Consider the following 23,652-nt stretch of genomic DNA (forward strand, 5'->3'; position numbering starts at 1 on the left):
GTGCCGCCCGCCGGTGCCGCCCGCCGGTGCCGCCGGGCGCGCCTGGCGGCACGGTGCGTGTCGCGCCCGCCGTCGCCCCCGCTCGTGCACGCGCGGCCGGTCACCCGCGGTCGATCTCACGGTTTGGTCGTACTGCTGTCGGTCGTGTCTGCTGTCCGTCGTGTCTGCTGTCAGGCGCGTTGTGTCCGCGGCCGCGGCCGGCGTGCGCGGTCAGCCCTGCGCGCCGCCGCCCTGCCGGGAGCCCGCCGAAGCGGAGGCCGCGGCGGACGCGGTCCGCAACAGCTCCTTCGCGCGCGCCTCACTCACTTCGGTGTGGGCGATGACCGTCGGCACGGCGATGCCCGGAAGCAGCAGCCGCCACATCCGTACGACCCGGTCGCCCAGGTCCGCCCGCCCCTCGCTCGCCACGGCGGAGTAGGTCTGCATGCCCGTACACGCCTCGACGACGAACTCGGCGAGTTCCTCCGGATCGACGCCGGCCTGCAGCTCGCCCTTGTCGGCCGCCACGCGCAGACACTCGGCCATGATCGCGCCCCAGTCGCGGTAGGGCTTGGCGTCCCGCAGGCCGAACGCGCCCTGTTCGGTGGTGAGGCGTACGCCCGCCCGCAGCAGCGGGTCCGTCCTCAGCTGCTGGGACCAGACCAGGGTGATGTCGACGAGCCGCTGGAGCCCCTGCGACTCCAGCCACGGCACTATCGAGTCGGGCTGCGCGTTCATGACCGCGCGGGCGAGCGCCTCCTTCGACTCGAAGTGGAAGTACAGCGCCCCGGCCGTGAGTTCGGCCTGCTGAAGAATGTCCTTGATGCTCGCTCCGGCGAAACCGGACTCGTCGAACACCTCTGCCGCCGCCCGGAGCAACTGCCTCCGAGTCTGCACTCCCCGTTCCTGCCTGAGCTGACGAACCACCAGTACCTCCTAGCGAAACCGAACACTCTTTACGGTATCGGCCTCAGCTCCCGAACCTGCCAGATGTCGAGCAAGACCCAAGCCCACCAGCCGGAAAACTTCTGTTTCGCCCCTTCCTGCACCGACGCTCTTGACCTAGTCGTGATCTCATCTTTACTTGGACATGACAGAAAAACAAAACGAGCGCTCTCTATATTGTTCTCGACAGTTCACCGCGCCAAACACCAACACACGAGGTCAACCACATCCCTGGGGGGGATCCACATGACCGTGACTGCCTCGACGCGCGTCATAGAGCGCCCGTCGGCCACCTCCGTTCCCCGCGAGTACGTGCACAAGGCCGCCGCGTCGGAGGTTCTGCTGACCGGGCTGTCCCCGACCGGACCCGACCGCTTCCACGTCAGCGCCCGGTGGCCGTCACGGCACCCCTTCTACGGACCGAAGGGCGGCTTCCACGACCCGCTGCTCGTCGCCGAGTCGGTCCGCCAGAGCGTGCCCCTGCTCAGCCACGTCGCCTACGCGGTCCCCTTCGGCCATCGCCAGTCGTGGAGCAGCCTGCGCTACGAAGTCGACCCCCTCGCCCTGACGTTCACCGGGAACGACGCGCACGTCGACCTGCACGTCACCTGCTCCGAGACAGTCCGCCGCGCCGGCCGGCTGGCCTCGCTGCGCATGCAGGTCGACCTGTACATCGACGGCCGTCCGCTGGGCGTGGCGGAGACGAGGTTCTGCAACCTGTCCCCCGCCGTGTATCCGCGCCTGCGGGGTCCCTACGCCGACGCCGCCCAGGCCGCACGGCGCGCCGTCCCGCTCGCCCCCGCCATGGCACCGGCCCGCGTCGCCCGCACCCGCACCCGGGACGTCGTCCTGTCCTGCGCCGGCGCCCGCGATCTGCCCCCCGGCCCGGCTCCCACCCGCGCCCAGTTGCGCGCCGACCTCACTCACCCCGTCCTCTTCGACCACCCGGCCGACCACGTCCCGGGCATGCTGCTGCTCGAAGCCGCCCGCCAGAGCGCCCACGCGGCGGCCCACCCGCTGCCGGGGCTCGCGACCGGCCTCGACGCCGTGTTCACCCAGTACGTCGAGTTCGACGCCCCCTGCTGGATCGACCGCGCACCGGCCGCAGACCGCGGGAACGCCCACCGGCTCGTCCGCGTCCGGGCCCTCCAGAACGACACCCCCGCCTTCACCGCGACCGTCGCCCTGACCTCACCCTGACCTCACCCCGCCCACGCCCCGCCCACGCCCCGCCCACGAGAGTTCCGTCCGCTCCGGCGGCGAGCACCCGGTGCGTACAGTGTTCTCCTCCGGGAAGAAAAAGCCACAGGTCAGCCGTCGGCGGCACGGGTGGCCGGCAGCGGTGGGCAAGGAGAACACGGAGCATGGCCGTGAAGCTGCGTGACCACCAGGTCGAGGCCGTCGCCGCCGTCGTGCGGGGTCTCGGCTCCCCGCCCGGCGGCATCCCTTCCGCCGGTCTGCGCGGGCAGGTGCACGCGGCGTGCGGGACGGGGAAGACCGTCATGGCGGCAGCGTCGGCGAAGCGGCTTGTGCCCAGGGGGCGTGTGCTCGTGCTGGTGCCGACGCTGGACCTGCTGGCGCAGACGGTGAGGGCGTGGCACGAGGTGGGGCACAAGGGGCCGGCGGTCGCGGTGTGCTCGCTCCAGGACGATCCGGAGCTGTGGTCGTTGAAGGTGCGCTCCACGACGAACCCCATCCAGCTGGCGCTGTGGCACGGGCAGGGGCCCGTGACCATCTACGCCACGTACGCCAGTCTGGGTGTCCTCGCGGAGGCCTTCGAGGGCGTGTACGGCCAGAAGCTGGATCCGGTGGACCTTGCGGTGGTGGACGAGGCGCACCGGACGTCGGGGTCGATGGGTAAGGCGTGGGCGGATATCCACGATCAGAGTGTGATCCCGGCGTACCGGCGGCTGTATCTGACGGCGACGCCGCGGATCTGGGAGGAGCGGCTGGGCCGGGAGGTCGCCGAGGGGGTGCGCGACCCGCTGCCGCGCGAGATGGCGGCGTCCATGGACGACGAGAAGGTCTTCGGGCCCGTCCTGTACAAGCTCTCGCTCGCCTCCGCCGTCTCCCGGGGCCTGTTGGCGCGGTACCAGATCATCGTCCTGGAGCTGAAGGACCCGGTCGTCACACCCGAACGGTTGATGGGCGAGGAGCGGCACAGCGAGGAGGTGCGCGGGCAGCGGCTGGGAGCCCTGCAGGCCGCGTTGCTGCACACGATGGCGCAGCACGACCTGTCGACGTGCATCACCTTCCACCACCGCACCATCGAGGCACAGGCCTACGCGGAAGGGCTGGAGCGGGTTGCGGCGAAGCTGCACGCCGACCGGCCCGAGACGTACCCGAAGCGGATCTGGGCCGACTGGCTGTGCGGGGAACACGTCCCCGAGCGGAGGCGGGAGGTCCTCGGCTCGTTCGGGTCGACGGCGCAGCGGGCCGTGCTGGCGAACTGCCGTGTCCTGGGCGAGGGCGTCGACATCAGAGCCGTGGATTCGGTTGCCCTGCTGGATCCCAAGGGGGCGCCGCACGACATCGTCCAGGCCGTCGGCCGGGCGCTCCGGCAGAAGCCCGGCCAGGGCAAACTCGCCTCTTTGATCGTGCCGGTGTTCCTCAAGCCCGGGGAAAATCCGGAGGACATGTTCACCTCCGGCTCGTATCGGCCCCTGGTGAAAGTCCTGGAAGGTCTGCGCGCTCACGATGAAGAGGCCGTGGAACTGCTGGCGATTCCACAGGAGCCGCAGAAGGACGTGGCGCAGCCGTCCGTGAACATCGGTGTCGCGCCGGAAGAGGGCGAGGAAGAATCACGGTTGCTGCTCCGTTTCGCCGCTCCCAGGGATCCGGTGATGGTCGCGGACTGGGTGTCCTTCAACGTGATCGACACCGAACGCCAGGAGCGGCTCGAGGACGGGACCGAGATCCGGCTCGGGGTATGGCGCAGCAACATGCGCAGCAGGCGAGACTCGCTGCCGGCTCCACGGCGCCGACTGCTCGCGGACCTCGGTCTGTTCGACTGAAGCGATCGTCAGCGGCCGGTCGTCAGCCGGCCGGTCGCCAGTGGCTGGTCGTCAGTGGCTGGTCGACGGGGGGGCGCGGCCTCCAGGTGCTGCCGGACGGGGTACGAGGTGCTGCCGGACGGGATACCTCTGGTCGCAGAGCTCTGCCTCGCCCCCCGCCTCGCTCAGGAAACCGGCTCGGGAACCTCACCCGGCCTGACCGGCACGATCTCGACACGGGTGCAGCCCACGGCCTTGAGTTCGGTGCGCCGACGCTTCGCCGACCGTTTGTCATACCTGCCGGCCGACGCCTGCGGGGCGCCGTCCGGGTCGGTCCACAGCAGACCGTAGTTCCGCATCACGCTCGTCATGGAGATCATCACTTCCCCTCCCCCGACGACCATAAGCACACCGCGCGAAGCTCACCGTCGTACTCATCGCACTCGCCACGCCCGGACCGGCAAATGGGCACAGTGAGGTTAAGCAGTGGGATAAGTTTCTGGGTAAGCGATATCGGTTCCTGAGGTGGAGGCGGCAGGCATGGCATCTGAGGAAGAACTGTTCGCGTCCGTCGACGCTCTGCTGAACGAGGAGCCGCACCTGCCGCCTCCGGCGGAACGTGCCCGGCTGCGTGAGGCCGCCGGCATCACCCAGGCCCGCCTGGCCACCGCGCTGAAGACCACGACCCAGTCGGTGAAGAACTGGGAGAACGGCCGCAGCGAGCCGAAGTCTCCGCGCCTGGACGCCTACCAGCGCCTCCTCAACGGATGGGCCGCGAAGTACCCCGCCCCCGGCGCAGCCCCGGTCACCGGCGCGGCCCCGGCTGCCGCGACGGCGCCGGCCACACCGACGACGTCCGCCCGGCCGGCTGCGTCCGCGGTGGAGACGGCGGACGCCCCGCAGACTCCCGCCGTCCCAGCTGCGGCGCCGACGCGCCCCGCCACCCCCCGGCCCGCCGCGGCATCGCGCCGTCCGGCCGCGGCGAAAGCGGCGCAGCCGGCGGCCGATCCGCGTTTCCCGCACGGCCCCCTCGCCGTGCTGGACGGCGACGGGGCCGCGTACGGCGTCGGTGGGATCGTGCTCGACTGCCCCGCCACAAGCGTGGTGGAGCTGGTGGAGTGGACGCTGCGCGAGTCCGGCCTCGGCGCGCCGAAGCTGAACCGCCACGGCAAGGACAGCGATCCGCTGATCGTGCTCACCGCCGCGGCCGCCGTGAAACTCGGGCTGCCCGAACGCCTGGAAGGCCACGAGCAGCGCCGCTCCCTTCGCCTGCCGGAGGACCATCCGGTGGTCGAGCAGGTGGTGAAAGCCAAGTGGCGGCTCACCCAGCGCGGGTTCGGCCCCTGGGCGAGGATCTACCGCAAGGCGCAGGGCCGTGAGCGGCAGTGCGTGCAGCTGGCGATCCTGTCCTGGGACGCCCTGGACGAGCGGTCCTGGCCCGGCGTTGCCGAGATGGAGCCGGCCGACATCGCCCGCGTCCTGGGCGTGTACGCCCAGCGCGTCATCACCCCGCGCGGATCCACAGCCGTGTCGGGGCTGGAGCTGATGACGGCGCTGCGCCCGCCCACCCGCGCCGTGCAGGACCCGCAGACGGGGAACTGGGTGCCTGGCCACAACCCCGGCTCGCTGGGCACGGAGCCTGTGGACCCCGCGCCGCCGGAAGCCACCCCTGAACACCCCGTCGTCGTCGACAGCGGCTGGAGCGGCGGGTTCCTGAACGAGGAGGCCTACCAGTGGGTGCGCGACGTCAGCCTGCTCGACGATGAGGAGTGCACCCTGCCCTACGCGGTAGGCCTCGACCTCAACACCGCCTTCCTCGCCGCCGCCGCCCGCCTCGTCGTCGGCCTCAGCGCACCCGACCACTTCCACACCCCGGCCTTCAACCCGAAGATCCCCGGCTCCTGGCTGGTCGACCTCTCCCACGTCGAGGTCGACCCGCGCCTGCCCTCACCCTTCACCCCGGACGGCACCCGCCCGACCGGACCGGCCTGGTACCAGACCCACACCGTCGCCTACGCCCAGGAACTCGGCTACAACGTGACTCCCCTGGAGGGGTACCTGCGCCGTGAGACCGGCGCGTACCTCGACCCGTGGCACGACCGATTGAAGACCGCCTACGTCGACACCCTCGCCGACCTCGGCGTCACCAAAGACCTTACCGACGCGGAGTTCCTGGCGGCGATGGAACGGCACAAGGACACCGACCCGGCGATGGCGGCCGTCCTGGCTGCGATCAAGGCCACGGTGAAGGGCGGCATCGGCAAGCTGCGTGAACGCCCGCAGGGCAGGAAGTACCAGGAGGGCGAGCGGTGGCCGGCCCTGCAGCGGCCCACCTGGCGCCCCGACATCCGCGCCGCCGTCATCGCCAAAGCGCGGGTCAACATGCACCGCAAACTGCGCAACATGGCCGCCATGACGGGCCTGTACCCACTCGCCGTACTCTCCGACTGCGTCGTCTACCCCTCACCCGGCGCCTCGCCACTGGACTTCCTGCCCTACGCCGCCTCCGGCAAGCCCCAACCCGGCGCCTTCCGCCTCGGACCCACACCCGGCCTGGCGAAGCTCGAAGGCGTCCAGTCGATGCTGTGGGCGGTCGACCTCATGGAACAAGGCCACAACCCCGCCCGCCACATCAAAGGCGGCGACGCCGTCCACGACGAAGGAGAGTAGGCCGTGGCCGGAGAGATCGACGACGCCATCGAACGCGCCGACCGGGAAGCCTTCACCCGCCAGCCCCCCAAGACCCTCCCCGCCCGCATCAACTTCCTGATCAAGCAGCTCAAGACCACCCGCGCCGTCGCGGCGGAACTCGGAGTCAGCCAACGCTCGGTGGAGCGCTACCGCAAAGGCGAACGCAAGCACCCGCCCAAAGCCATCGCCGAACGGATCGACGCCGCCGTACGCCAGCGCTGGCAGCCCCAGATCCGCAAACGCCGACAGAAACAGGCCGCCACCACGCGCGGCATCACCGTGGAGACACGGGCCCGCTTCGGCTACACCGCACCCATCGGCACCACCGACGACGGACGCTTTAGGCGCCTCACCGTCCACCTCCCCCCGGCGTACGCACAACGCCTCTTCGACGCCCGCAACACCGGAGCCGGCGACCAGCAGATGCGCGGCATCATCGCCGAGGGCTTCAAAGACGTGTACTTCCAAGACGGCGGAAACCGCGCCCAAGGACTCACCGACGTCACCCTCAACGACATCGACTACCTCGACCTCGACTACTGAACCTCCATCAGACGGCAGACCCGGCCGGGNCACCGACGACGGACGCTTTAGGCGCCTCACCGTCCACCTCCCCCCGGCGTACGCACAACGCCTCTTCGACGCCCGCAACACCGGAGCCGGCGACCAGCAGATGCGCGGCATCATCGCCGAGGGCTTCAAAGACGTGTACTTCCAAGACGGCGGAAACCGCGCCCAAGGACTCACCGACGTCACCCTCAACGACATCGACTACCTCGACCTCGACTACTGAACCTCCATCAGACGGCAGACCCGGCCGGGCACACCGGTGTGCCGAAGCGCGATAGGTGTCACCGAGGCAGGCGTGTTGTCACTCGGGGGCTTCGGTCGGCTCCTGCAGGGGGATGGGCCGGAGTCCGCCTGCGCAGGCCAGCACTTCCGTCGCTGAAGAGTTCAGGAAGATCGTGAACACGGACGATCTGTCCACGGAGTCGATGTGACCGGTACGCACACGCTCTTCCCCGGCCTGCCGGAGGATGTCCACAGAGGCGGCAAGGCCCTCAATCGTGTGGCCGCGCCGAGCCGCCGTGCGCACTCGAATCGCGAACACACCCGCGTGCCGGTTGGCGGGGACCAGACCGTCCCAGACATCGAAGGCGCCACCGGCAATCAAGGCGTCACGGGCAGGTCCGCATGCCGGGGTCTGTTCGCGAAGCATGGCGATGAGTTCCTCGCGAGGCAGGCTGCGCGCCGGTACCCGTACAACCCACTCATCGACCTCATGTGACAACTGCAGTGCCTCTCTGGTGACAGTCCCACTGCTTCGATCTGCTCCCTTCGCAGGCTATCCGGTGCCGACGGTGACAACTACAGAGCTTCGGCACAGCTCTCAGCTGTCGGTGTTGCTGTTGAACGCCTCGGCACAGACCTTGTGGGAGGGCTCGCCTTGGTCGTCGAGCAGGTTGGTGGTTCGACGACAGTGCCTGCAAAGCTGAGGTTCGAAGGACCAGTGCTCGGCCGAGCGCCAGTCCAGGACCTGTGCCGTGTCAGCGATTGACGCCTGCCAGGTGCTTTGGTCAGACACAGGCTGGCCCGCAGCGGCGCGGCGGGGACGGCACGTCGGCGGTCGCCTGCTCGCACCGGATGGTTGGGCACCGTCCTTTGGTCCGGGCGGAAGGGAACTGTTGCCGTTGGTGAGGTCGTTGAGCCGGTCGCTGTCGGCTCGGGTGACCCAGAAGCGGCGGGTGCGGGAGCCGGTGTTGTGCTGGACGGGCACGACGAGATTGGCGGCTGTCTGACGGACGAGGTCGTCGAAGAGGATGTCTCGCGGCTTGGGCGTGACGTGCACCTTGCCGCACCGGTGGGAGGTGTCGGGGCAGCGGTAGAGGGCACGGGTGTCGCAGCGCCAGAAATCCAGGGCACGGAAGCCGGAGACGACGCGCAGGTCGCCGGTCTTGGCGATGACGCGGGCGGGCAGGCGGTCGCTGCGCGTCCAGTGGGTGTCGTGGCGGTCGGCGTAGTCGGCGCGGTCGGTGTGCCAGGCGGGGGTGATGCCGTGGCGAGCGGCGTGGGAGGCGCGCGCACGGACGCTGCGCGGCCCGTGGGCTCCTGCCGAGGACAACTGCACTTCCCAGCCGATACGCAGGCCGTCTTCCCCGCACACAAGGGTGTCGGTCTGTATCCAGTTGCGCCGTCCGGTACGGGTGCGGACCTCGCAGTCGGCGCGGAACCCGCCGCTCTCGGCGGCTCGCACGATTCGCTCCTGGTAGGCCCGGTGTTCCGGGGTCATGAGAGGGACGTGACGTTGTTCGTCCTCGGCGCGTTCGTGGACTGCTTCGCGCCGGCCGTCGGCGCGCTGACGCAGGTACATCCAGGCGGTGACGCCGGCCTCCTGGCAGATGCCCCCGCACTGCAGGTCGCGGGCGCTGACGGGAACGTCCCGTGCGGCGTAGAGGCGGTCGGTGTCGTAGACGATGCTCCACAGGTTCGGCAGGTTCGGATGACCAAGGTCCTCAAGCGTCAGATCGAGATGGATACCGAGCTTGGTGTGCCAGACCAGATTCGCCACGTGCCCTCCCCCTCAAAGGCCATGCCCGCTTTTCACGGTAAGGCCGGTCACTGACAATCCGGCAGAGCGCGTGCACGGTGAGGCCGTGCACAGGCAGTGTTCGGTGGCCGGTCGCGTCCGAGACCGCAACCGCCGCCCCAGGGTGATGAGTTGGCTCTGCGGAAGCGGTGAGCGAAGGGTGACGCGATGGACGCTGTCTTGAAGGTGGCGCCGTAGCGGGCGAGGCGACGTGGTCCTTTCTGCACCGGGTGAGGCCGCCTACCAGTTGCAGGCCGCCGATCTGACCGGTGGTGGCGGTGGGTGAACTCCGGGCAACGCAGTCGCGGAGTGCGCCCGGCCAGCAAGGTGGTGGCACGTCCTTGCCCTGCTCGTGCCTCAAAGGCCCCCGGGGCGCTGGCGCGGCCACCGTGAACTCCTCGACGGCATCGCGTTCACGAAGGGGGCAGCTCTCCACAGCCGTCCCTGGGGATCTAGTTGCTTGAGCTGCTGGGCATCCGTTGCGAAAGGACCCGCCCGGGACGGCGGACACGAGACCGTAGTGAAGTGACCCATCACCCCGGACTCCTACGAACCGCTCCCCTGCAGGGAGAGACAACCTCGTCGCTGATCTGCCGCATCGCAGGCCGCTACGGGATGGAAGCGAGGGTGTTGCGGCGTCCTGGCAGTGGCGCAACTACCCGCCGGGGCACGACGGCGGGGGCGCGCGGGCCGACGCCGAGGTGCTGCTGAACGCAGCCGGACGGCAGCACCTGGCAGCCCTGTGCGGCGTCGAGGAAGACGTCCTGGCGCGGGCGTTGCCGTCCTGGGGCCAGGAGGACGCCAAGCTGTCGGCCGGAAAGAACGCGGTGCCGGCGGCGGCGTGGCGGACCGGCGGCGCGATCGCCGGTCCGGTCGCCTTCGGCTGCCGCCTGTGCGCGGCCCGGCGCACAGGGACAGCCGTGCGGGTGGTCCGGTACGCGCCGCGCTGGGAACGGGCGTGCGTCCGGCACGAGCGGTGGCTCCTGGACGCGGACGCCAACCAGCCCCTGGAGCACCTCGACCTGCGCGGCGTGCCGGAAGTGGCCGCGGCACAGCGGCGGTGGACCGGGGTGGCGCGGCGCGCGGTACGGGCCGGAGTAGAACCGGAGAGGGTGTTCGCGCTGGCGCACGCGGTGGTGGCCCGGTGGTGGGGGCAGGCCCTTACCTGGGAGCGGGAGACCATCTGGCCGCGGCGGCTGCACCAGGTCGCGGGCGGCAACGCCGGGACGGAGCTGGAGCGGTGGCGGATCGTGGGGCGGGACGCGGTCGTCTTCCCCGAGGTGGTGGCCGTCGCCGACGCGCTGCTGGACCCCACCATGGCCGAGCTGGCATGGCGCGCAAGTGGGGGGTTGCGGCCTCAGATGCGGGGCGGGGACGATCCGTTCTGCCACCGTCTGGGCGAGCGGGTGGACCGGGACTGGCTGGGTCCGCTGGCCGCGACCGACTACGGCGGCCCGCTGACCTCCTGGAGGGGCGCCGTCATCCGCATCCGCCGCGGCGCCGGCGGACCCCCCGGATACGACAACGACCCCTGGTGGCTGCGCCAGGAACACCAGCCCGCCACTATGGCCGGACAGCTGCGAGTACTGGGCAAGGAGAAGAAGGCGCCAGGCTCCGGGAGGATGTGGCGCGCGGCCGTGCCCGCCGAACAGCGCACCCTGATCACCCGGACCATCGAGAGCGCCGAGGAACAGCTCCTCCAGCTACGCGGAGCACAGACCGGACCCGCCGCCGACGTCGCCCAGCAGCTCCTGCGCAACCTCCGCCACAGCGCCGCCCTGATCGACAACGCCTGGAAACGGACCGTCCTGGCCGCGGCGAACGCCGGGATACCCCTGGAAGAGGTCGCCCAGTGGGCGGACATGTCCCCCGACGCCTTGATGAACATGCTGACGACCGGCCAGGAACACAAAGGCTGAAGGACCGCCCGGCAGCGCGGAGCAGCCGTCAGAGAGGGCTCGTCAACCGTTAGCGCACGCGGTATCCGTTCGTGGCGGGAATCCTCAAAACCACGTGTCCGCAGGGCGGATACGGCTTGGCTGAAGCAGGTGATCAACGCAGATACATCTGGGCCGGGGAGCCGGGCAGGGCGGGTGGCGGCCGGTCGCCCTACCGGATTCGAGGCGGTCTTTCTCGACCCCGTCGGGCAGGTGGTCCAGCAGCGGTGGGCGGACGCCACCCTCGCGGTCGCGTTCGAGGGCCTGGCGCCGGTGTCCGCGTTCCCGGTGATCCCGGGGCGGCGGTGGGGGCCGGGCCTGTGGTGGTCGGCCACGACCGGGAAACATGTCTCCGCAGGATCGAACGCGATGCGCACCCAGCTGATCGTCCTCGACCGCGATCCGCGCGTGACCGCCTTGGCGGGGCGGCCGGTACGGCTGCTGTGGCGCAACCCCCGCGGGCAGGTCCGTTCCTGGGTGCCGCAGCTCTTCGCCCGCTACAGCGACGGCACCGCCCTGCTCGCCGACTGCCCCAGCCACGCGGGTGCCGGCGGCGAACGCGCGATGAAGGCCGCCGAGGCGGTGGCACAGGCCTGCGCGCACGTCGGCTGGACCTACCGGCGCCTGGCACCGCTCGACGACGTCCTGGCCGCCAACCTGAAATGGCTGGCCGGCTACCGCCATCCCCGCAACGCCGGCCGCCCCGGCCTGACGCCCGCGGTCCTCAAGGCATTCGCACAGCCGCGGCCACTGATCGAAGGCGCCGAAGCCGTCGGCGACCCGATCGAGGTCCTCCCCGCCGTCTTCCACGCCCTGTGGCACAGACAGCTGACAACCCGCCTGGATACACCGCTGCACGAACGCGTCCTCGTCGGCCCGCGGGGCTGGAGCGCCCCAGGCAAGACGGGAGGTGCCGGGTGACCGCGCGGCGCAATGCCCGGCCGGCCGTGAAGGTCGGAGCTCACGTCCGGTTCCGCGGCGTGAAGTGGCAGGTGGTCGCCCTGTCCGGGCAGGACATCCACCTCCTCGGCCCGGACAGCGGCGGTGAGACCGTACTCGCCGGGCACCTGTTCGCCGACCCCGGCTTCACCGTCATCGGGGCCGACGTGCCCCAGGCGGCCCCGCAGTGGGGGCTGTTCGAGACCGCCCCCGCCGCGGCGCGCGAGAAAGCACTGGCCTGGCAGCGGCATGTGAGAGAGGTTGAATGCGGCCTTGCCGGCGGACCCGGCAGCGAAGGAACCGTGCGACCGCAGTACGACCCCGAAGCACACACGCTGGCCGAGCGGGAGCAGGCCAAGGCTAAGGAGCTGACCGCGCTCGGCTTCGGCCGCGTCTCGCGCACCACGGTGCAGCGCATGCGCCTGGCCTACCGCAAACAAGGTCTGTGGGGGCTTCTCGACCACCGCAGCACCCGTGCCCCCAGTCCCAACGGGCGGGCCGACGAACGGGTCGTCGCCGCCGTCCGCGAGGCGCTGCGCCGTCGGCGCGGCCGCTCCAGGGGCACCATCAACGGCCTCTTCCCGCTGATCAACCAGATTCTCGAGGACCGGCACGGCCCCGGTACGGTACCCGCGCCGTCCCAGGCCACGCTGTACCGGCTCGTCACCACCCTCGCCCGCCCCGGCGAACTGCCCAGCGGCCCCGTCCGGCAGACCCCCGCGAGCTTCGACGGGCGCGCCTTCACCCCCACCACCGCGCTGCGGCCCGGCGAACAGGTCCAGGTCGACACCACCCGCCTGGACGTCCTCGCCCTCTTCGACGACGGCCGCCTCGCCCGCCCCGAACTCACCATCGCCATCGACGTCGCCACCCGCGCCATCCTCGCCGCCGTCCTGTGCCCCAGCGCGACCAAAGCCGTCGACGCGGCCCTGCTGCTCGCGGAGATGGCCGTCCCGCACCCCGCCCGCCCCACCTGGCCGAACATCCTGCGCATGGACCACGCTCCCGCGCTCCCCCACCAGCGGCTGACCACCCTTGACACCCGCCTGGCGGAGGCGGCGGCTAGGCCGGTCGCCCTGCCCGAGACGATCGTCGTCGACCGCGGCAAAGTCTTCGTCTCCCGCGCATTCACCGCCGCCTGCGAAACCCTCGGCATCAGCGTCCAGCCCGCCCCGCCGTTCGCCCCCACCGCCAAAGGCATCGTCGAGCGCGCCTTCGGCACCATCAACCACCTGTTCTGCCAGCACCTGCCCGGCTACACCGGATCCGACGTCACCCGCCGCGGCCCCGACACCGAACAAGAAGCCTGCTACAGCGTCCCCCACCTGCAAGACCTCCTCGACGAATGGCTGGTGCACTACCACCACCGCCCCCACGAAGGCCTCCGTCACCCGATGATGCCCCGCAAAGCCCTCACCCCGAACCAGATGTGGGCCGCACTCGTCGCCGTCGCCGGACACGTGCCCGTCCCGCTGACCGGCCACGACTACCTCGAACTGCTGCCCGTGCGCTGGCAGGCCATCACCGCCTCCGGCATCCGCATCCACCACCGCACCTACGACGCGGACCTCCTCGCCCCCTACCGCGGCCAGCCCTCCTCCCACACCGGCCGCAACGGGAAATGGGAGATCCACTACAACCCCCACGACGTCCGCCAGATCTGGATCCGCCTGTCCGACGGTCTACTGACCGAGATCCCGTGGATCCACCGCAACCACGTCCACCAGCCGTTCAACGACCACACCTGGCAGCACATCAGGACCCTCACCCTGCACAACCACCACGACGCCGAGCAGCACGAAGCCGACCTCGCCGACGCCCTCGACCAACTCATGCGCCGCGTCCACAGCGGCCACGCAACCAAAACCGAACAAGCCCTCCTGGCCCGCACCGCCACAGTCCCGCTCCCTGCAGCCCGCCATCCGGAAAACGCCACCGGCCCAAGCGCCGACCGGCCGGCACAGCAGGACGAGGACGACAGCATCGACGACCTCGACGACCTCCCCGACGACGACACCCACCCCGCCGCGGCCACCGGGTTCGGGCTCTACGACGCACACGAGGAAGCCGACAAATGGTGAGCCCGCGCCCGCAGAGCGCCCACAGCCCAGCCACCGACGGCGAACACGGCGATACCGCCGAGCCCTCCTGGCCCCTGACCACCTGGCAGGGCTGGCACCGCTTCGCCACCACCGACCCGCCAGCCCCGCCCCAGCCCGGCGCCCCGGCCCGCAGCCGCGATGAGCGCCTCACCTATCACTCCGCGTTCGTCACCATCCGCACCCCCGCCATCAGCACCCTCGCCACCCAGGTCCGCACCCTGATGATCCTCGGCCGACACCAACAGGCCACCGCACGGCCCTCACTGATCGTCACCGGACCCGCCGCAGCCGGGAAGACCACCGCCCTCCTCCACGTCGGCCGTGCCTGCCACCTCGCCCACACCCGCAAAAACCCCGCACCGCCCGGGTCAGCCCACGCCGCGGTACCCGTCGCGTACGTCCTTGTCCCGCCCGGCGCCACCGCGAAAACCCTCATCACCGAATTCGCCCGCTACGTCGGCGTCCCCACCACCACCCGCATGACCCAGACCCAGATCACCGACGCCGTCTGCCACACCTACAGCCAAGCCGGTGTCCAACTCGTCCTCATCGACGAAATCCACCGCCTCAACCCCCGCACCACCACCGGCGCCCAAGCCGCCGACCTCTTGAAAGACCTCACCGAACGCCTCCGGGCGACCTTCGTCTACGCCGGCATCGACGTCACCGACACACCCCTCTTCTCCGGCACCCGCGGTGCCCAGCTCGCCGGCCGCGCCACCCTCATCACCTGCGGCCCCCTCCCCGCCCGCCACGGAACACGTGAACCCTTCCGCGACGTCATCACCCACCACAAAACCGGCACCCTCCCCCGCCACACCACCTACCTCCACCAGCGCACCGCCGGCCGCATCGGATCCCTCACCCGACTCATCCGCCAAGCCGCCATCACCGCCATCTGCGACGGCACCGAACGCATCACCAAAACATCACTCGACACCATCCGCCTCGACCACCTCGCCGAAACCCACCACCACCCCCGCACACGAGACCGCTAACCCCACCACCCCGCCAGCACAAACAGCCCTGACCAGCACAAACACCAGCCGAACCCTTTCACGCCAGAGCTACCTACAACGAACCACGCCACACTCAGCACACACCACACAACCCCAGCTCATACACCCCGGACACCCGCTGGAACCACCCACCTCGCCTCTCAACAAACCAGCAACACACCAGACCAGCCGCCACCCCGCACACCAACAACCCCCCTCAAGCGTCACCCGGGTCTGGTCCCGGCTTCACCGGGTCGTCCTCGATGAACTCGGGGCCCGCGGCGAGCTGGACTGGTCGCGATGCGCGATTGATTCCGTCAGCCTGCGGGCCGTAAAAGGAGGCACAGGTCATTGGCCCCGCCACCCGATCCGCGCCCGCATCACCGGGCCCGGCATTGGCACGAACCCGGAGCTGATGGAACGGCTCACCGCGTAGGTCCTCGGTGGCGACACCGTGCTGGGCGACCTGGCCTGTCAGGTTCAGGACCGTTCCGACCACGTAGTGGCCCAGCTGCTCGCACAGGCCCGCGGCGGAGACGCCGGACCGAGCCCTGGCCTGACACCCGACTGCTGGCCCACACGGGCGCGCTGCTATATGGAGTCAGGCAAAAACCGGGGGGCGGGGCGCCGCCCTGCCATGTGATGATCCCTGCCGGTGCGCCGGGACTGCCGGCGCGTTACCACACCCTTGGGGGTAGCAATGAGACTGTTCTCTGCTGGACGCCCGGTATGGCTCAGATCCGGCGCCGCCGTGGCGGTGGCGGCCGGCCTATTGACTGCCGGCCTCGCCGCGCCCGCATTAGCTGACGGCCGTCAGCCGCAGACTGACCAGTTGTCGATCAACGAGCCGTACGATCAAACCCTGCCGCTTGGCACCGACGGCGGTCAACCGCAGTCCCGCTCCCTCCACGTCGGCATCTACCACGACAACGAGAACTTCACCGTGACCGACGGCAGGCTCACCGTCGACATCTCCGACCTCACGGGGGTCGCCGAGGTGACCTGGCCTGACAACTGCACGCCGAGCGGCACGAGCGCGGTGTGCGACATCCCCGTGGTGCCCGCGATCCAGGGGGACTACGAGAAGCAGGTGTTCCTGACGGTGCGCGCGGCCGACGGCGCTGCGGCGGGCGCACAGGGCAAGATCACCTACGAGGCGACCGCCACCGGCGGCCCTGACGGTACGCTCACCGCGCCGCACGACAGCTTCCACACCACCCTTACCGTCGGCACCGGGCCCGACCTCGCCATCGACTCCATCGCCGACGTCGAGGACGGTCAGCCAGGCGACGAGCGGACAATCCCGTTCAAGGTCACCAACAACGGCAATGAGCGCGCGAACGGATTCACCGTCAAGCTGCATGCCTCGTACGGCCTGACGGATCTGACCCGGTACGACGCCTGCGCCTACACCTCGACGGACGGCAACGACTACGCACCGTCGAACGAGGCAATCTGCACCTTTGACCAGGTGCTGGCGCCGGGCGACTCCTTCGAGCTGCCCGAACCGCTGACGGTGCGACTCGCCCCGCACGCGCTGCACGAGCGGCTCGACCTCGACATCGTGCCGGGCGGCGGCGCCCAGGACATCGACTCCGAGAATAACTACGCGGCCCTGCGGATCAGCGCGGACAACACCGCGGACTTCTCCGTGACCGGTGACACCATCTCCGGCACGGCGGGCCAAACGGCCACCGCCGAGCTCACGTTCAAGAACAACGGCCCGGCCTGGCTCGGCAACCTCGGCTCTGGCGACCCAGTCGCCGAGGTCCGGCTGATCGTGCCCACGGGCACCAAAGTCACCGGTGTGCCGTCTGGCTGCTACCCCCACACCCTCGCCGGCGGCTACTACCCGAAGCAGACGGGCGCCCCGCGCTACGACTGCAACCTGCCGTACTGGGTGCTGGAGGACACCCAGCGCACGTTCGCGTTCTCCGTGCGCGTCGACACCGTGGTTCCCGGCGCGGCCGGCGCCGTGAGCATCCACCCCCCGTTCGGGGAGTTCGGCCAATACCCCTTCGACTTCGACCCGGTCCCCGCGAACAACACGGCGGTCCTGGCCGTCAACTGACCGGCCCAGGCATTCGGAACAACCACCCAGGCGACTACGAACCCACGCTTCACAGGGCAGCTACTGGCGGTCGGTCTCAGCCGGCCCGAGCCTGGCGTCCGGGGTTGTCCGCACCGCCGATAGCGGTACGGACAACCCCCGTGCTACCGCCCGATGCCCGGATCCACCGGGACGAGTACCCCCGCCAGCTGGGGCTGAAGGCCAACTTCATCGACGAGTATCTGATGGAGCAGATCGAGTCCGAGGAGAACCTGTCGCTGCTCGATCCCGAGACCCTCACGCTGGTGTTGAGCTGCCGCGACGAGGGATTGCGCATCAGCGAAGCACTCACTCTGAAGACCGACTGCCTGAAGAAGACCCCGTCCGGCCGCTGGGCCCTGATCCACTACAAGAGCAAGGACAAGAGCTTCCGGGCCATCCCCGCCTCCCGCGTGGTCGTGGACGCGGTGCGTGGACAGCACCGCCGCGTTCGCGAACGCTTCGGTGACAGCTGCCGCTGGCTGTTCGCCATGGTCAGCGGCAACCCGGATGGGAAATATCCTGCTGGAGATGGACCGGCCCAAGAGCCGACTCATCTGACTGCGCAATCCCAACGTCGTCCGACTCCTCCAGGGCCTGGCCACGGGCAGTATTCCGCTCACCCATGACGGGCTGCACCAGGAAACCCCCTGGCGAACCGTCACTCACCTGCGTGACCTGCTGATGCTCGCGCTGGAGGCGGGCCTTGAGGAAGACTTCGGCGGCGACGGCCAGCTCACCCCCGGCCCGCTGCTGCGCCGCACGCGGTGACCTCCGGGAATGGTTCGGCCTACGCCTCACACCACCGATGCCCGGAAAGGATCAGTGGGAACGATCTCCGCGTCGTCGAAGAGTTGCTCCAACGCCTCGTGGCCCTCGCGCCGGCGGAACTCCATCTCGGCGGCCGTCACAGGCAGGGTCCACAGGATGCGGGCGTGTCCCTCGGGCAGTGGACAGTGCTCAAGGTCAGGCCCGTGGAGATAGGGCAGGCTGATCAGCAGGTGGTCGCAGGCCGAGCCTGGCACCCATGGTTCACCGATCGGCATGCTGTGCTCCAGATCGAGCTGATGGCCCCCGCAGTGGTAGTAGGCGATCATGGCCATGAGGTCGATGAACCGCTGATCTCGGACGTGAGCGGTCAAGACGAACTCAAGCCCATGACCGTCCTTCTCCATCGCGGCCCAGCACCCAGCGGTCACATAGGCCCAGCCATCGCTGCGTGGACCTGGGCCAACAACGAGAACCCGCAGGTCGGGCAGAATCTCGCGCCGCTCCGGCCCCAGGTCGCAGACGACAACCTCAACGGAATGCCCCTCGAAGAACGCACGGACATGTGACTCAACGGTCTCCACGGCCAGCAGCCTCGCATCACTCACCGCGCGATCATGCCAGACCCAACCAACTGGCCCGACTTCTCACCCAGCGTCATGGCCTGTGGACCTCGATTGCGAATACGCGGATGGTATCCGGAATCAGGATAGGACGGAGCACCGCGGGTGTCGCGCTCGACGCGCTGTCCGACACGCACCGGAAACTGCGCGACGAGCATCACGAACTCAGCGGGAAGCACGAGGAGTTGGGTGGGCGGTACCGGGGGCTGGAACAGACCCACGCCGCCCTCACGAGCGAGCACGGCACCCTTCGAACCGAGCACGGCCGGCTTCAGGGAGAGGCCGAGGCGCTGCACGCGCGCGTGGAGCAGCTGTCCGAGGAGAAGGGCCGCCTTGAGGAGTCACAGCGGCGTACGGCCGCCGACCTCGTCCGCGTGCAGACCGAGAACACGGGCTTGACCGCCCGGCTCGGCGAAATCGAAACGCACCGCGAGGAGCTCAAGGAGACGATCGGGCGCCTGAACACCCGGCTCGACGAGGAACGTGACCAGCACCGTCGAGAGATGGCCGCCCTGCGCGCGCGGCTCGATGCTGCCCAGGCGGCGGCCGAACCGCCCGCCGCCACCGGCGACGGGTCCGGCCCGGACCTGCTCGACGAGCCGGAGCCAGCTGAGCCGGAGCGCGACAGCGACGACGACCCCGCGGCCGCCGGGTCGGCCAGCGGGCTCCGGCGGCCATCCTCGACCTGGGCGTGCACGGAGGATCCGGTTGGACCCTGACGCGCTACGAGGACGACCACAGCCGCTGGCGGGTTCTGCGCGACGGCGAGATCGCGGGCAGCATCCAGCCCGAGCACTCCCAGCACGGCACCTCGGCTGCTCGGCTGGTCCGCCCGGACCAGCTACACCATGCCGCTGCGTCCGCCTCACGGCCAGAAGCGCTTCGCCAACCGTGAGCACGCCGCGGCTGCGGTCATCCGTGACGGCCTGCGCCGGGCCCCCGGCGCGGGAGCGGCCGCGGTGGCCGGTGCCTTCACCGCTCTCAGCGAGCCGGAGCAGAACGCTCTGGTCGCCGCGGTGATCCCGCTGGCCACCGCCACCCCGGAACGCGGCGGCCGGTTGGCACGCCTCCCCCAGGATGTCCGGGATGCCGCGCTGCGCACCGCCCTGCGCGTGCCCGGCGAACAGGACCTCCGACACCTCGCCGACCACGACGCCGCGGTGCTCGGCCGTAGCAAGGAGGCCCGGCAACTGCTCCGCGCGCTTCAGGTCCTCGCCCCGGCCGATACGCAGGAGCCTGGCCCAGTCGACCTGGGCACGATCGGCGGCCGCGCGTGGCGGCTGGAGCCCGACCCCGCCTACTTCGGCGGCTACCGCGTGCTCGCCGGTGGCACCGACGTCGGCGTCATCGCCCCCGTCCGACCCCGCAAGAGCGACACCGTCCGGTGGACGGCCGAACACCGGCGGCGCACTCTCGGACGCGGCCCCGCCCACGCCAGCCGGGACACCGCCGCCCGGGCAGTCATCGCAGCGGAGGACGCCTGGGCGCCACTGCCCGACCTGGACGACAAGGCCTACCTGCGCATACCGGCCGGACTGCGCTCGAACCTGTACGGCGCGGCCGGCCGCATCGACCTGCGGCGCGGCCGACTCGCCCAGGTCCAGCCCGGCTCCTACCGCCAGCAGCTCCACGCCGCGCTCAGCCAGGCTCGGCGTAGCGCCAGCGGCCGGATCGGAGGCCCGCACCTGGCCGTCCTACTCGATGCCGCCTGCGAGGACCTCGGCGCCCCCAACAGCGCATCCGCCCAGCGGCTGTACGACGCGATCCAGGAGATCCGCGCCGTCCTAGTGGCCGGAGCGGACACCGCCTGAGCGCCCCGTCGGCGGGTCTCAGCCTCCGTCTGTCGGTGAACGTCTCGCCTGCCGACGGGCCCGCCTTGCCCGCCGCCAGCTCCGCCACTTCAGACGCCAGTGGTATTGCCAGGCCAGGGGCCGTGCCAGGAGCCGCTTCTTAAGTCCCAGGGGGCGCAGCAGATTCCGCCGTGCCTTCGCGGTCAGGTCGTGTGCCAAGACATCGTCGTCCGTCATGTCGCTGAGTTGTTTCAGGCGACCTCTCATACGCTCGATGGGTTCGTCGCCCTGCCCCGGCAGGTCCTCCCTCCGAAGGATCGCCTCGTGGAGTCTGCTTTCCGTCTCCTCGCCGTCCGGTTGCCCTGGCAGGAGGGACAGGAGGTGATGGGCGGCGTCGAGGCGCCCCCACGCAAAGTCGTGACACCGCCATTCCTTGCTCAGGAACGCCGCGAAGTGGTAACAGCGCAGCCCGTACAGCTTCTTGGCGCCCAGGTCCACCGACCAGTCCTCGTTGAAAAGCGGCCCCATGTGATCAGGACCGAGCCGCAGGAACTGGAACTCAGGGGTGAGCTTTTCCATGGCACGCGCGGGTGGGGCGAAGCTCTGCGTGAGGACCTCCACCAGCAGCATGGCGGCAACGACGTGTTCCGCCGTCTCCCAGTGCCCCAGAGGTGTGAGTTTGCTTCCGCGGGCCGCTGACAGGAAGCAGTGCGCGGCGGCACCCACCAGGCGGCCGACCTGTGAGGGGACTGAGAGGTCGATGAAGAGGGCTCTGAGCTTGATCGCCTCCTCGCTCGGACCGGGAGGACACTCGTCCCATTGCGTCTTCTTGCGGACAACCTCGTTGATGGCCAGGACCTTGAGAAGACTGTCGTTGACGAACAGGATCCCCTCGGACACCCGGTGCGCCCACCCGCTGTCATCGGCCTTCCGGGCCTCTCGCAGCAGCAGATGAAGCAGGGCAAGAAGGTTTTGCAGCAGACGTTCCGCTGGGGTGATACCCCAAGACCACTCGTCCAGGCGGGGCGCGTTGAGGCTCTCCACCATTCTGGGCGGAAACCACATCAGGTCGTCCTGATCGAGGACCTGCCTGATGATCGCTTCCAGAGGCTCGTCGGCGACTTTAAGTACGGTCACCCGCGCATTGGTGACAGCGAGCCGTTTCCGTACAGCCAGGACCCGGCTCCTTCGGTACTCGCTGTACAGCGCCTGTGCCGCCTTCTGCATGCGGTCGTGCTCAGCGGGTCCACCCCTCAGGAGCCGCAAGAGCAGTTCGTCCCGCGATCTCGGGCCGCTGATCTCCAGGCGAAACTGCACATCCTCGATTCCGGAGCGGAAGTCAACTTCCTGCGGGTAGTTCAACGCGCTCCAGGCAGCCGTCCTCCTGCCGATCTCGCCACACCGGCTGTCCTTGACTGCCTCGTCGGCCAGCATTCCCCCGGAGGGAGCAACGAACATGACGACACGCTCGGCCGGGCCGCCACGCCGTTCAGTGATCTCGTCGAGGACGGGGGTGAAGGGCGCGTTGTTGAGAACACCACCGTCCATCACGCAACTCGCGGGGACGTCGAGCCCCTTGTCCGGGTGAACCCGGTAGGCGAGGAGCGGATGTTCACTGACCGGCTGGAACGCCACCGGATAGCTGGCCGTAGCGCGCGCCGCTGTGACCAGAGCCTCGTTATGGTCCTCAGTAAACTGCCTGGTGGCCCGCTTTTGGAACTCCCACCCGGTCCGCTTGCCCTCATAGCGGAAGCTCTCGGGTTCATTGCGGAACCGATACATGCGGCGGTGGTCCCGCACGCTGAAGAGGCTGCCGGCGGCGTCCTCGTAGGTCCGGGGGCGGCCGTCCAGGGCGGTGGCGGTGACGAAGAGGGTGACGCGCTCCTGGGGCTCCGGTCCTCGCAGCATGCCGTCGAGAACGTCCTTCACCTGGTCCTTGAACCAGTCGCCGTCGAGCAGCGCCTCCCGGCGCGGGCTGCGCTTGCGGCACAGCTCGTCCAGTGAGGCGACATCGCGCCACAATTGGCGAAGCTTTAGCAGCTGCGATCCCCGGGCAATGCCGGTGGCCAGGAGCAGGCCGTTGAGACCGCCGGCGGACGTGCCGGAGATGATGTCGATCTTCACCTCGACCCCGGCCCTCTCCGCGACCTCCTGCCACAGTTTGAAGACCTCGCGCTCCTTTTCCGGGACTGTGTCCGGGTGGTCTCCGCGGGACGCTCGCCGGAGCAGGTCGAGTTCGTGGGTGACGCCGCCCATCCACACGGCGAGACTGACACCGCCGTTCATCACCAGTGCGATCCGGAGTTCGGCCTTCGGCAGGGACTGTGGCTCGTCCCGGGCGCAGGGGGCCGTGTGATTGTCGTCGGGCATGCGATGTCCTCCAACGGCGCCAATCGTCCGGCCAAGCCAAACGCCCTTTCGGGTGGATGACGCTCCCAGCCTCGCTTCGTCCGAGGGCAGGCGCCACTGGGTGGTGCCATCCGGACGGCAGGTCGCACCCTTCCGGGGTACTGCCGCGGAAACCCGGGCCACCACGCAAAGGCGCGGTGGCCCGGGGCCTACACCGTGCCGACAGGGCTGTCTAGTGACCCCGCCCAGGGACGCCCCCAGCCAGCCAGGTGCTAAATGGGTGCTGACCACCGGCCGCGGGAGAGCGTTGCCTCCCCGTCAGGGGTGATGGTGACCCGGGCCCCGTTCACGGGCAGCTCTCCGCCGGTGATGAGGCGGTCGAGAATGTCGGTCAGCAGGTCCCATAGTCGGCGGGGGCCGCCTTGGTCGCGGGGGCGGTCGACGCTGGCGCGGGCCCAAGATCCGTCGGGGTGGGCCATCCACACGGTGCGCCTGCTGCTCTCGTGCTGCTCGGTGCGGTGCTCGATGCCGGGCGTCTCCACCAGGGTGGCGTGGCACGGCCCAGGAGTCCGGTACGTACGTGAGCGGATATCGGCTGGCGGTCACCGTCTCCCCGTCCTTGTCCGCGGCCTGCCACACCTCGGCGGTCGGTGAGGTGTCGTCGTAGTCGTCGCCGTGGCGGGTGCGCATGAACGTGGCCTGGTCGGAGGCGATGAAGCCGCGGGCGCCGCCGTCCGGCGTCTTGTCGGCGACGAGGATCATCGCAGTACCGCTGATGGTGGTGACCAGCCGGCCCCCGGGGCGCAGCGCGTGCAGCCACGAGCCGGACGGAGACGGTGCTGCATGCACGCGTGGAAGAGTT

The 23,652-nt window shown here is 69.9% G+C and carries 17 protein-coding genes and 3 pseudogenes; 14 read left to right on the top strand and 6 right to left on the bottom strand.

The annotated features are described in order from the left end of the window. Positions 1 to 210 precede the first annotated feature (210 nt). On the bottom strand, positions 211 to 876 hold the full coding sequence (locus BG482_RS00005) for a ScbR family autoregulator-binding transcription factor (protein ID WP_256096121.1): 666 nt from the start codon (positions 874 to 876) through the stop codon (positions 211 to 213). Between the two features lie 294 nt (positions 877 to 1,170). Here BG482_RS00005 and BG482_RS00010 point away from each other — a divergent pair, with 294 nt between their 5' ends. Together BG482_RS00010 and BG482_RS00015 are read left to right on the top strand one after the other, a co-directional pair. Further along, positions 1,171 to 2,124: a ScbA/BarX family gamma-butyrolactone biosynthesis protein gene (locus BG482_RS00010; RefSeq protein WP_069766709.1), complete on the top strand. Its 954-nt coding sequence runs from the start codon at positions 1,171 to 1,173 to the stop codon at positions 2,122 to 2,124. A 164-nt stretch (positions 2,125 to 2,288) separates the two neighbouring features. Continuing rightward, positions 2,289 to 3,818: pseudogene (locus tag BG482_RS00015) on the top strand (DEAD/DEAH box helicase family protein); the annotation flags it as partial. 284 nt (positions 3,819 to 4,102) lie between these two features. Here the strand turns inward: BG482_RS00015 and BG482_RS00020 are convergent. Beyond that, positions 4,103 to 4,297 (bottom strand): hypothetical protein, encoded by a 195-nt coding sequence (locus BG482_RS00020; protein WP_069767022.1) that lies wholly within the window; start codon positions 4,295 to 4,297, stop codon positions 4,103 to 4,105. 160 nt (positions 4,298 to 4,457) lie between these two features. Between BG482_RS00020 and BG482_RS00025 the strand changes: the two genes are divergently transcribed. The 3 genes and pseudogenes from BG482_RS00025 to BG482_RS44640 all read left to right on the top strand — a co-directional run. Next, the gene (locus BG482_RS00025; RefSeq protein ID WP_069766710.1) at positions 4,458 to 6,587 is read left to right on the top strand and encodes a DNA-binding transcriptional regulator; all 2,130 of its coding nucleotides are present in this window, start codon (positions 4,458 to 4,460) and stop codon (positions 6,585 to 6,587) included. 3 nt (positions 6,588 to 6,590) lie between these two features. Next, on the top strand, positions 6,591 to 7,151 hold the full coding sequence (locus tag BG482_RS00030) for a terminal protein TpgA2 (RefSeq protein ID WP_069766711.1): 561 nt from the start codon (positions 6,591 to 6,593) through the stop codon (positions 7,149 to 7,151). A gap of 30 nt (positions 7,152 to 7,181) precedes the next feature. Continuing rightward, positions 7,182 to 7,401, top strand: a pseudogene (locus tag BG482_RS44640) (XRE family transcriptional regulator); the annotation flags it as partial. 78 nt (positions 7,402 to 7,479) lie between these two features. Here BG482_RS44640 and BG482_RS00040 read toward each other — a convergent pair. Both BG482_RS00040 and BG482_RS00045 read right to left on the bottom strand, forming a co-directional pair. Further along, complete coding sequence (locus BG482_RS00040) at positions 7,480 to 7,827, bottom strand: hypothetical protein (RefSeq protein WP_256096122.1); 348 nt, start codon at positions 7,825 to 7,827, stop codon at positions 7,480 to 7,482. A 171-nt stretch (positions 7,828 to 7,998) separates the two neighbouring features. Then, positions 7,999 to 9,177 carry a hypothetical protein gene (locus BG482_RS00045; RefSeq protein WP_069766712.1) on the bottom strand — a complete coding sequence of 393 codons (1,179 nt, stop codon included), beginning with the start codon at positions 9,175 to 9,177 and terminating at the stop codon, positions 7,999 to 8,001. Between the two features lie 719 nt (positions 9,178 to 9,896). Here BG482_RS00045 and BG482_RS00050 point away from each other — a divergent pair. The 7 genes and pseudogenes from BG482_RS00050 to BG482_RS43610 all read left to right on the top strand — a co-directional run bounded on the left by BG482_RS00050 (position 9,897) and on the right by BG482_RS43610 (position 17,889). Next, on the top strand, positions 9,897 to 11,114 hold the full coding sequence (locus tag BG482_RS00050; RefSeq protein WP_069766713.1) for a DNA-binding protein: 1,218 nt from the start codon (positions 9,897 to 9,899) through the stop codon (positions 11,112 to 11,114). A 231-nt stretch (positions 11,115 to 11,345) separates the two neighbouring features. Next, positions 11,346 to 12,053 (top strand): TnsA-like heteromeric transposase endonuclease subunit, encoded by a 708-nt coding sequence (locus BG482_RS00055; RefSeq protein WP_370745726.1) that lies wholly within the window; start codon positions 11,346 to 11,348, stop codon positions 12,051 to 12,053. 59 nt (positions 12,054 to 12,112) lie between these two features. Next, complete coding sequence (locus BG482_RS00060; RefSeq protein ID WP_256096123.1) at positions 12,113 to 14,152, top strand: Mu transposase C-terminal domain-containing protein; 2,040 nt, start codon at positions 12,113 to 12,115, stop codon at positions 14,150 to 14,152. Positions 14,153 to 14,226: 74 nt separating this feature from the next. Beyond that, positions 14,227 to 15,171 carry a TniB family NTP-binding protein gene (locus tag BG482_RS00065; protein WP_069767024.1) on the top strand — a complete coding sequence of 315 codons (945 nt, stop codon included), beginning with the start codon at positions 14,227 to 14,229 and terminating at the stop codon, positions 15,169 to 15,171. A gap of 220 nt (positions 15,172 to 15,391) precedes the next feature. Beyond that, positions 15,392 to 15,511, top strand: a pseudogene (locus BG482_RS42100) (IS5/IS1182 family transposase); the annotation flags it as partial. 411 nt (positions 15,512 to 15,922) lie between these two features. Continuing rightward, positions 15,923 to 17,242, top strand: a complete 1,320-nt coding sequence (locus tag BG482_RS00070) for a hypothetical protein (RefSeq protein WP_256096124.1) — start codon at positions 15,923 to 15,925, stop codon at positions 17,240 to 17,242. A 140-nt stretch (positions 17,243 to 17,382) separates the two neighbouring features. Next, on the top strand, positions 17,383 to 17,889 hold the full coding sequence (locus BG482_RS43610; protein WP_069766717.1) for a hypothetical protein: 507 nt from the start codon (positions 17,383 to 17,385) through the stop codon (positions 17,887 to 17,889). 168 nt (positions 17,890 to 18,057) lie between these two features. On the opposite strand, the gene BG482_RS00080 is transcribed toward BG482_RS43610, so the two are convergent. Further along, complete coding sequence (locus BG482_RS00080) at positions 18,058 to 18,636, bottom strand: suppressor of fused domain protein (RefSeq protein ID WP_069766718.1); 579 nt, start codon at positions 18,634 to 18,636, stop codon at positions 18,058 to 18,060. 83 nt (positions 18,637 to 18,719) lie between these two features. On the opposite strand from BG482_RS00080, the gene BG482_RS00085 reads away from it, so the two are divergent. Beyond that, on the top strand, positions 18,720 to 19,370 hold the full coding sequence (locus tag BG482_RS00085) for a hypothetical protein (RefSeq protein WP_069766719.1): 651 nt from the start codon (positions 18,720 to 18,722) through the stop codon (positions 19,368 to 19,370). Positions 19,371 to 19,499: 129 nt separating this feature from the next. After that, positions 19,500 to 20,462 carry a hypothetical protein gene (locus BG482_RS00090; protein ID WP_069766720.1) on the top strand — a complete coding sequence of 321 codons (963 nt, stop codon included), beginning with the start codon at positions 19,500 to 19,502 and terminating at the stop codon, positions 20,460 to 20,462. A gap of 18 nt (positions 20,463 to 20,480) precedes the next feature. Here BG482_RS00090 and BG482_RS00095 read toward each other — a convergent pair whose 3' ends face one another. After that, the gene (locus tag BG482_RS00095; protein ID WP_069766721.1) at positions 20,481 to 22,811 is read right to left on the bottom strand and encodes a patatin-like phospholipase family protein; all 2,331 of its coding nucleotides are present in this window, start codon (positions 22,809 to 22,811) and stop codon (positions 20,481 to 20,483) included. Positions 22,812 to 23,652: the final 841 nt, after the last annotated feature.

Source organism: Streptomyces sp. LUP30, from assembly GCF_001746365.1.
In the GTDB taxonomy this organism is placed as follows: Bacteria; Actinomycetota; Actinomycetes; order Streptomycetales; family Streptomycetaceae; genus Streptomyces.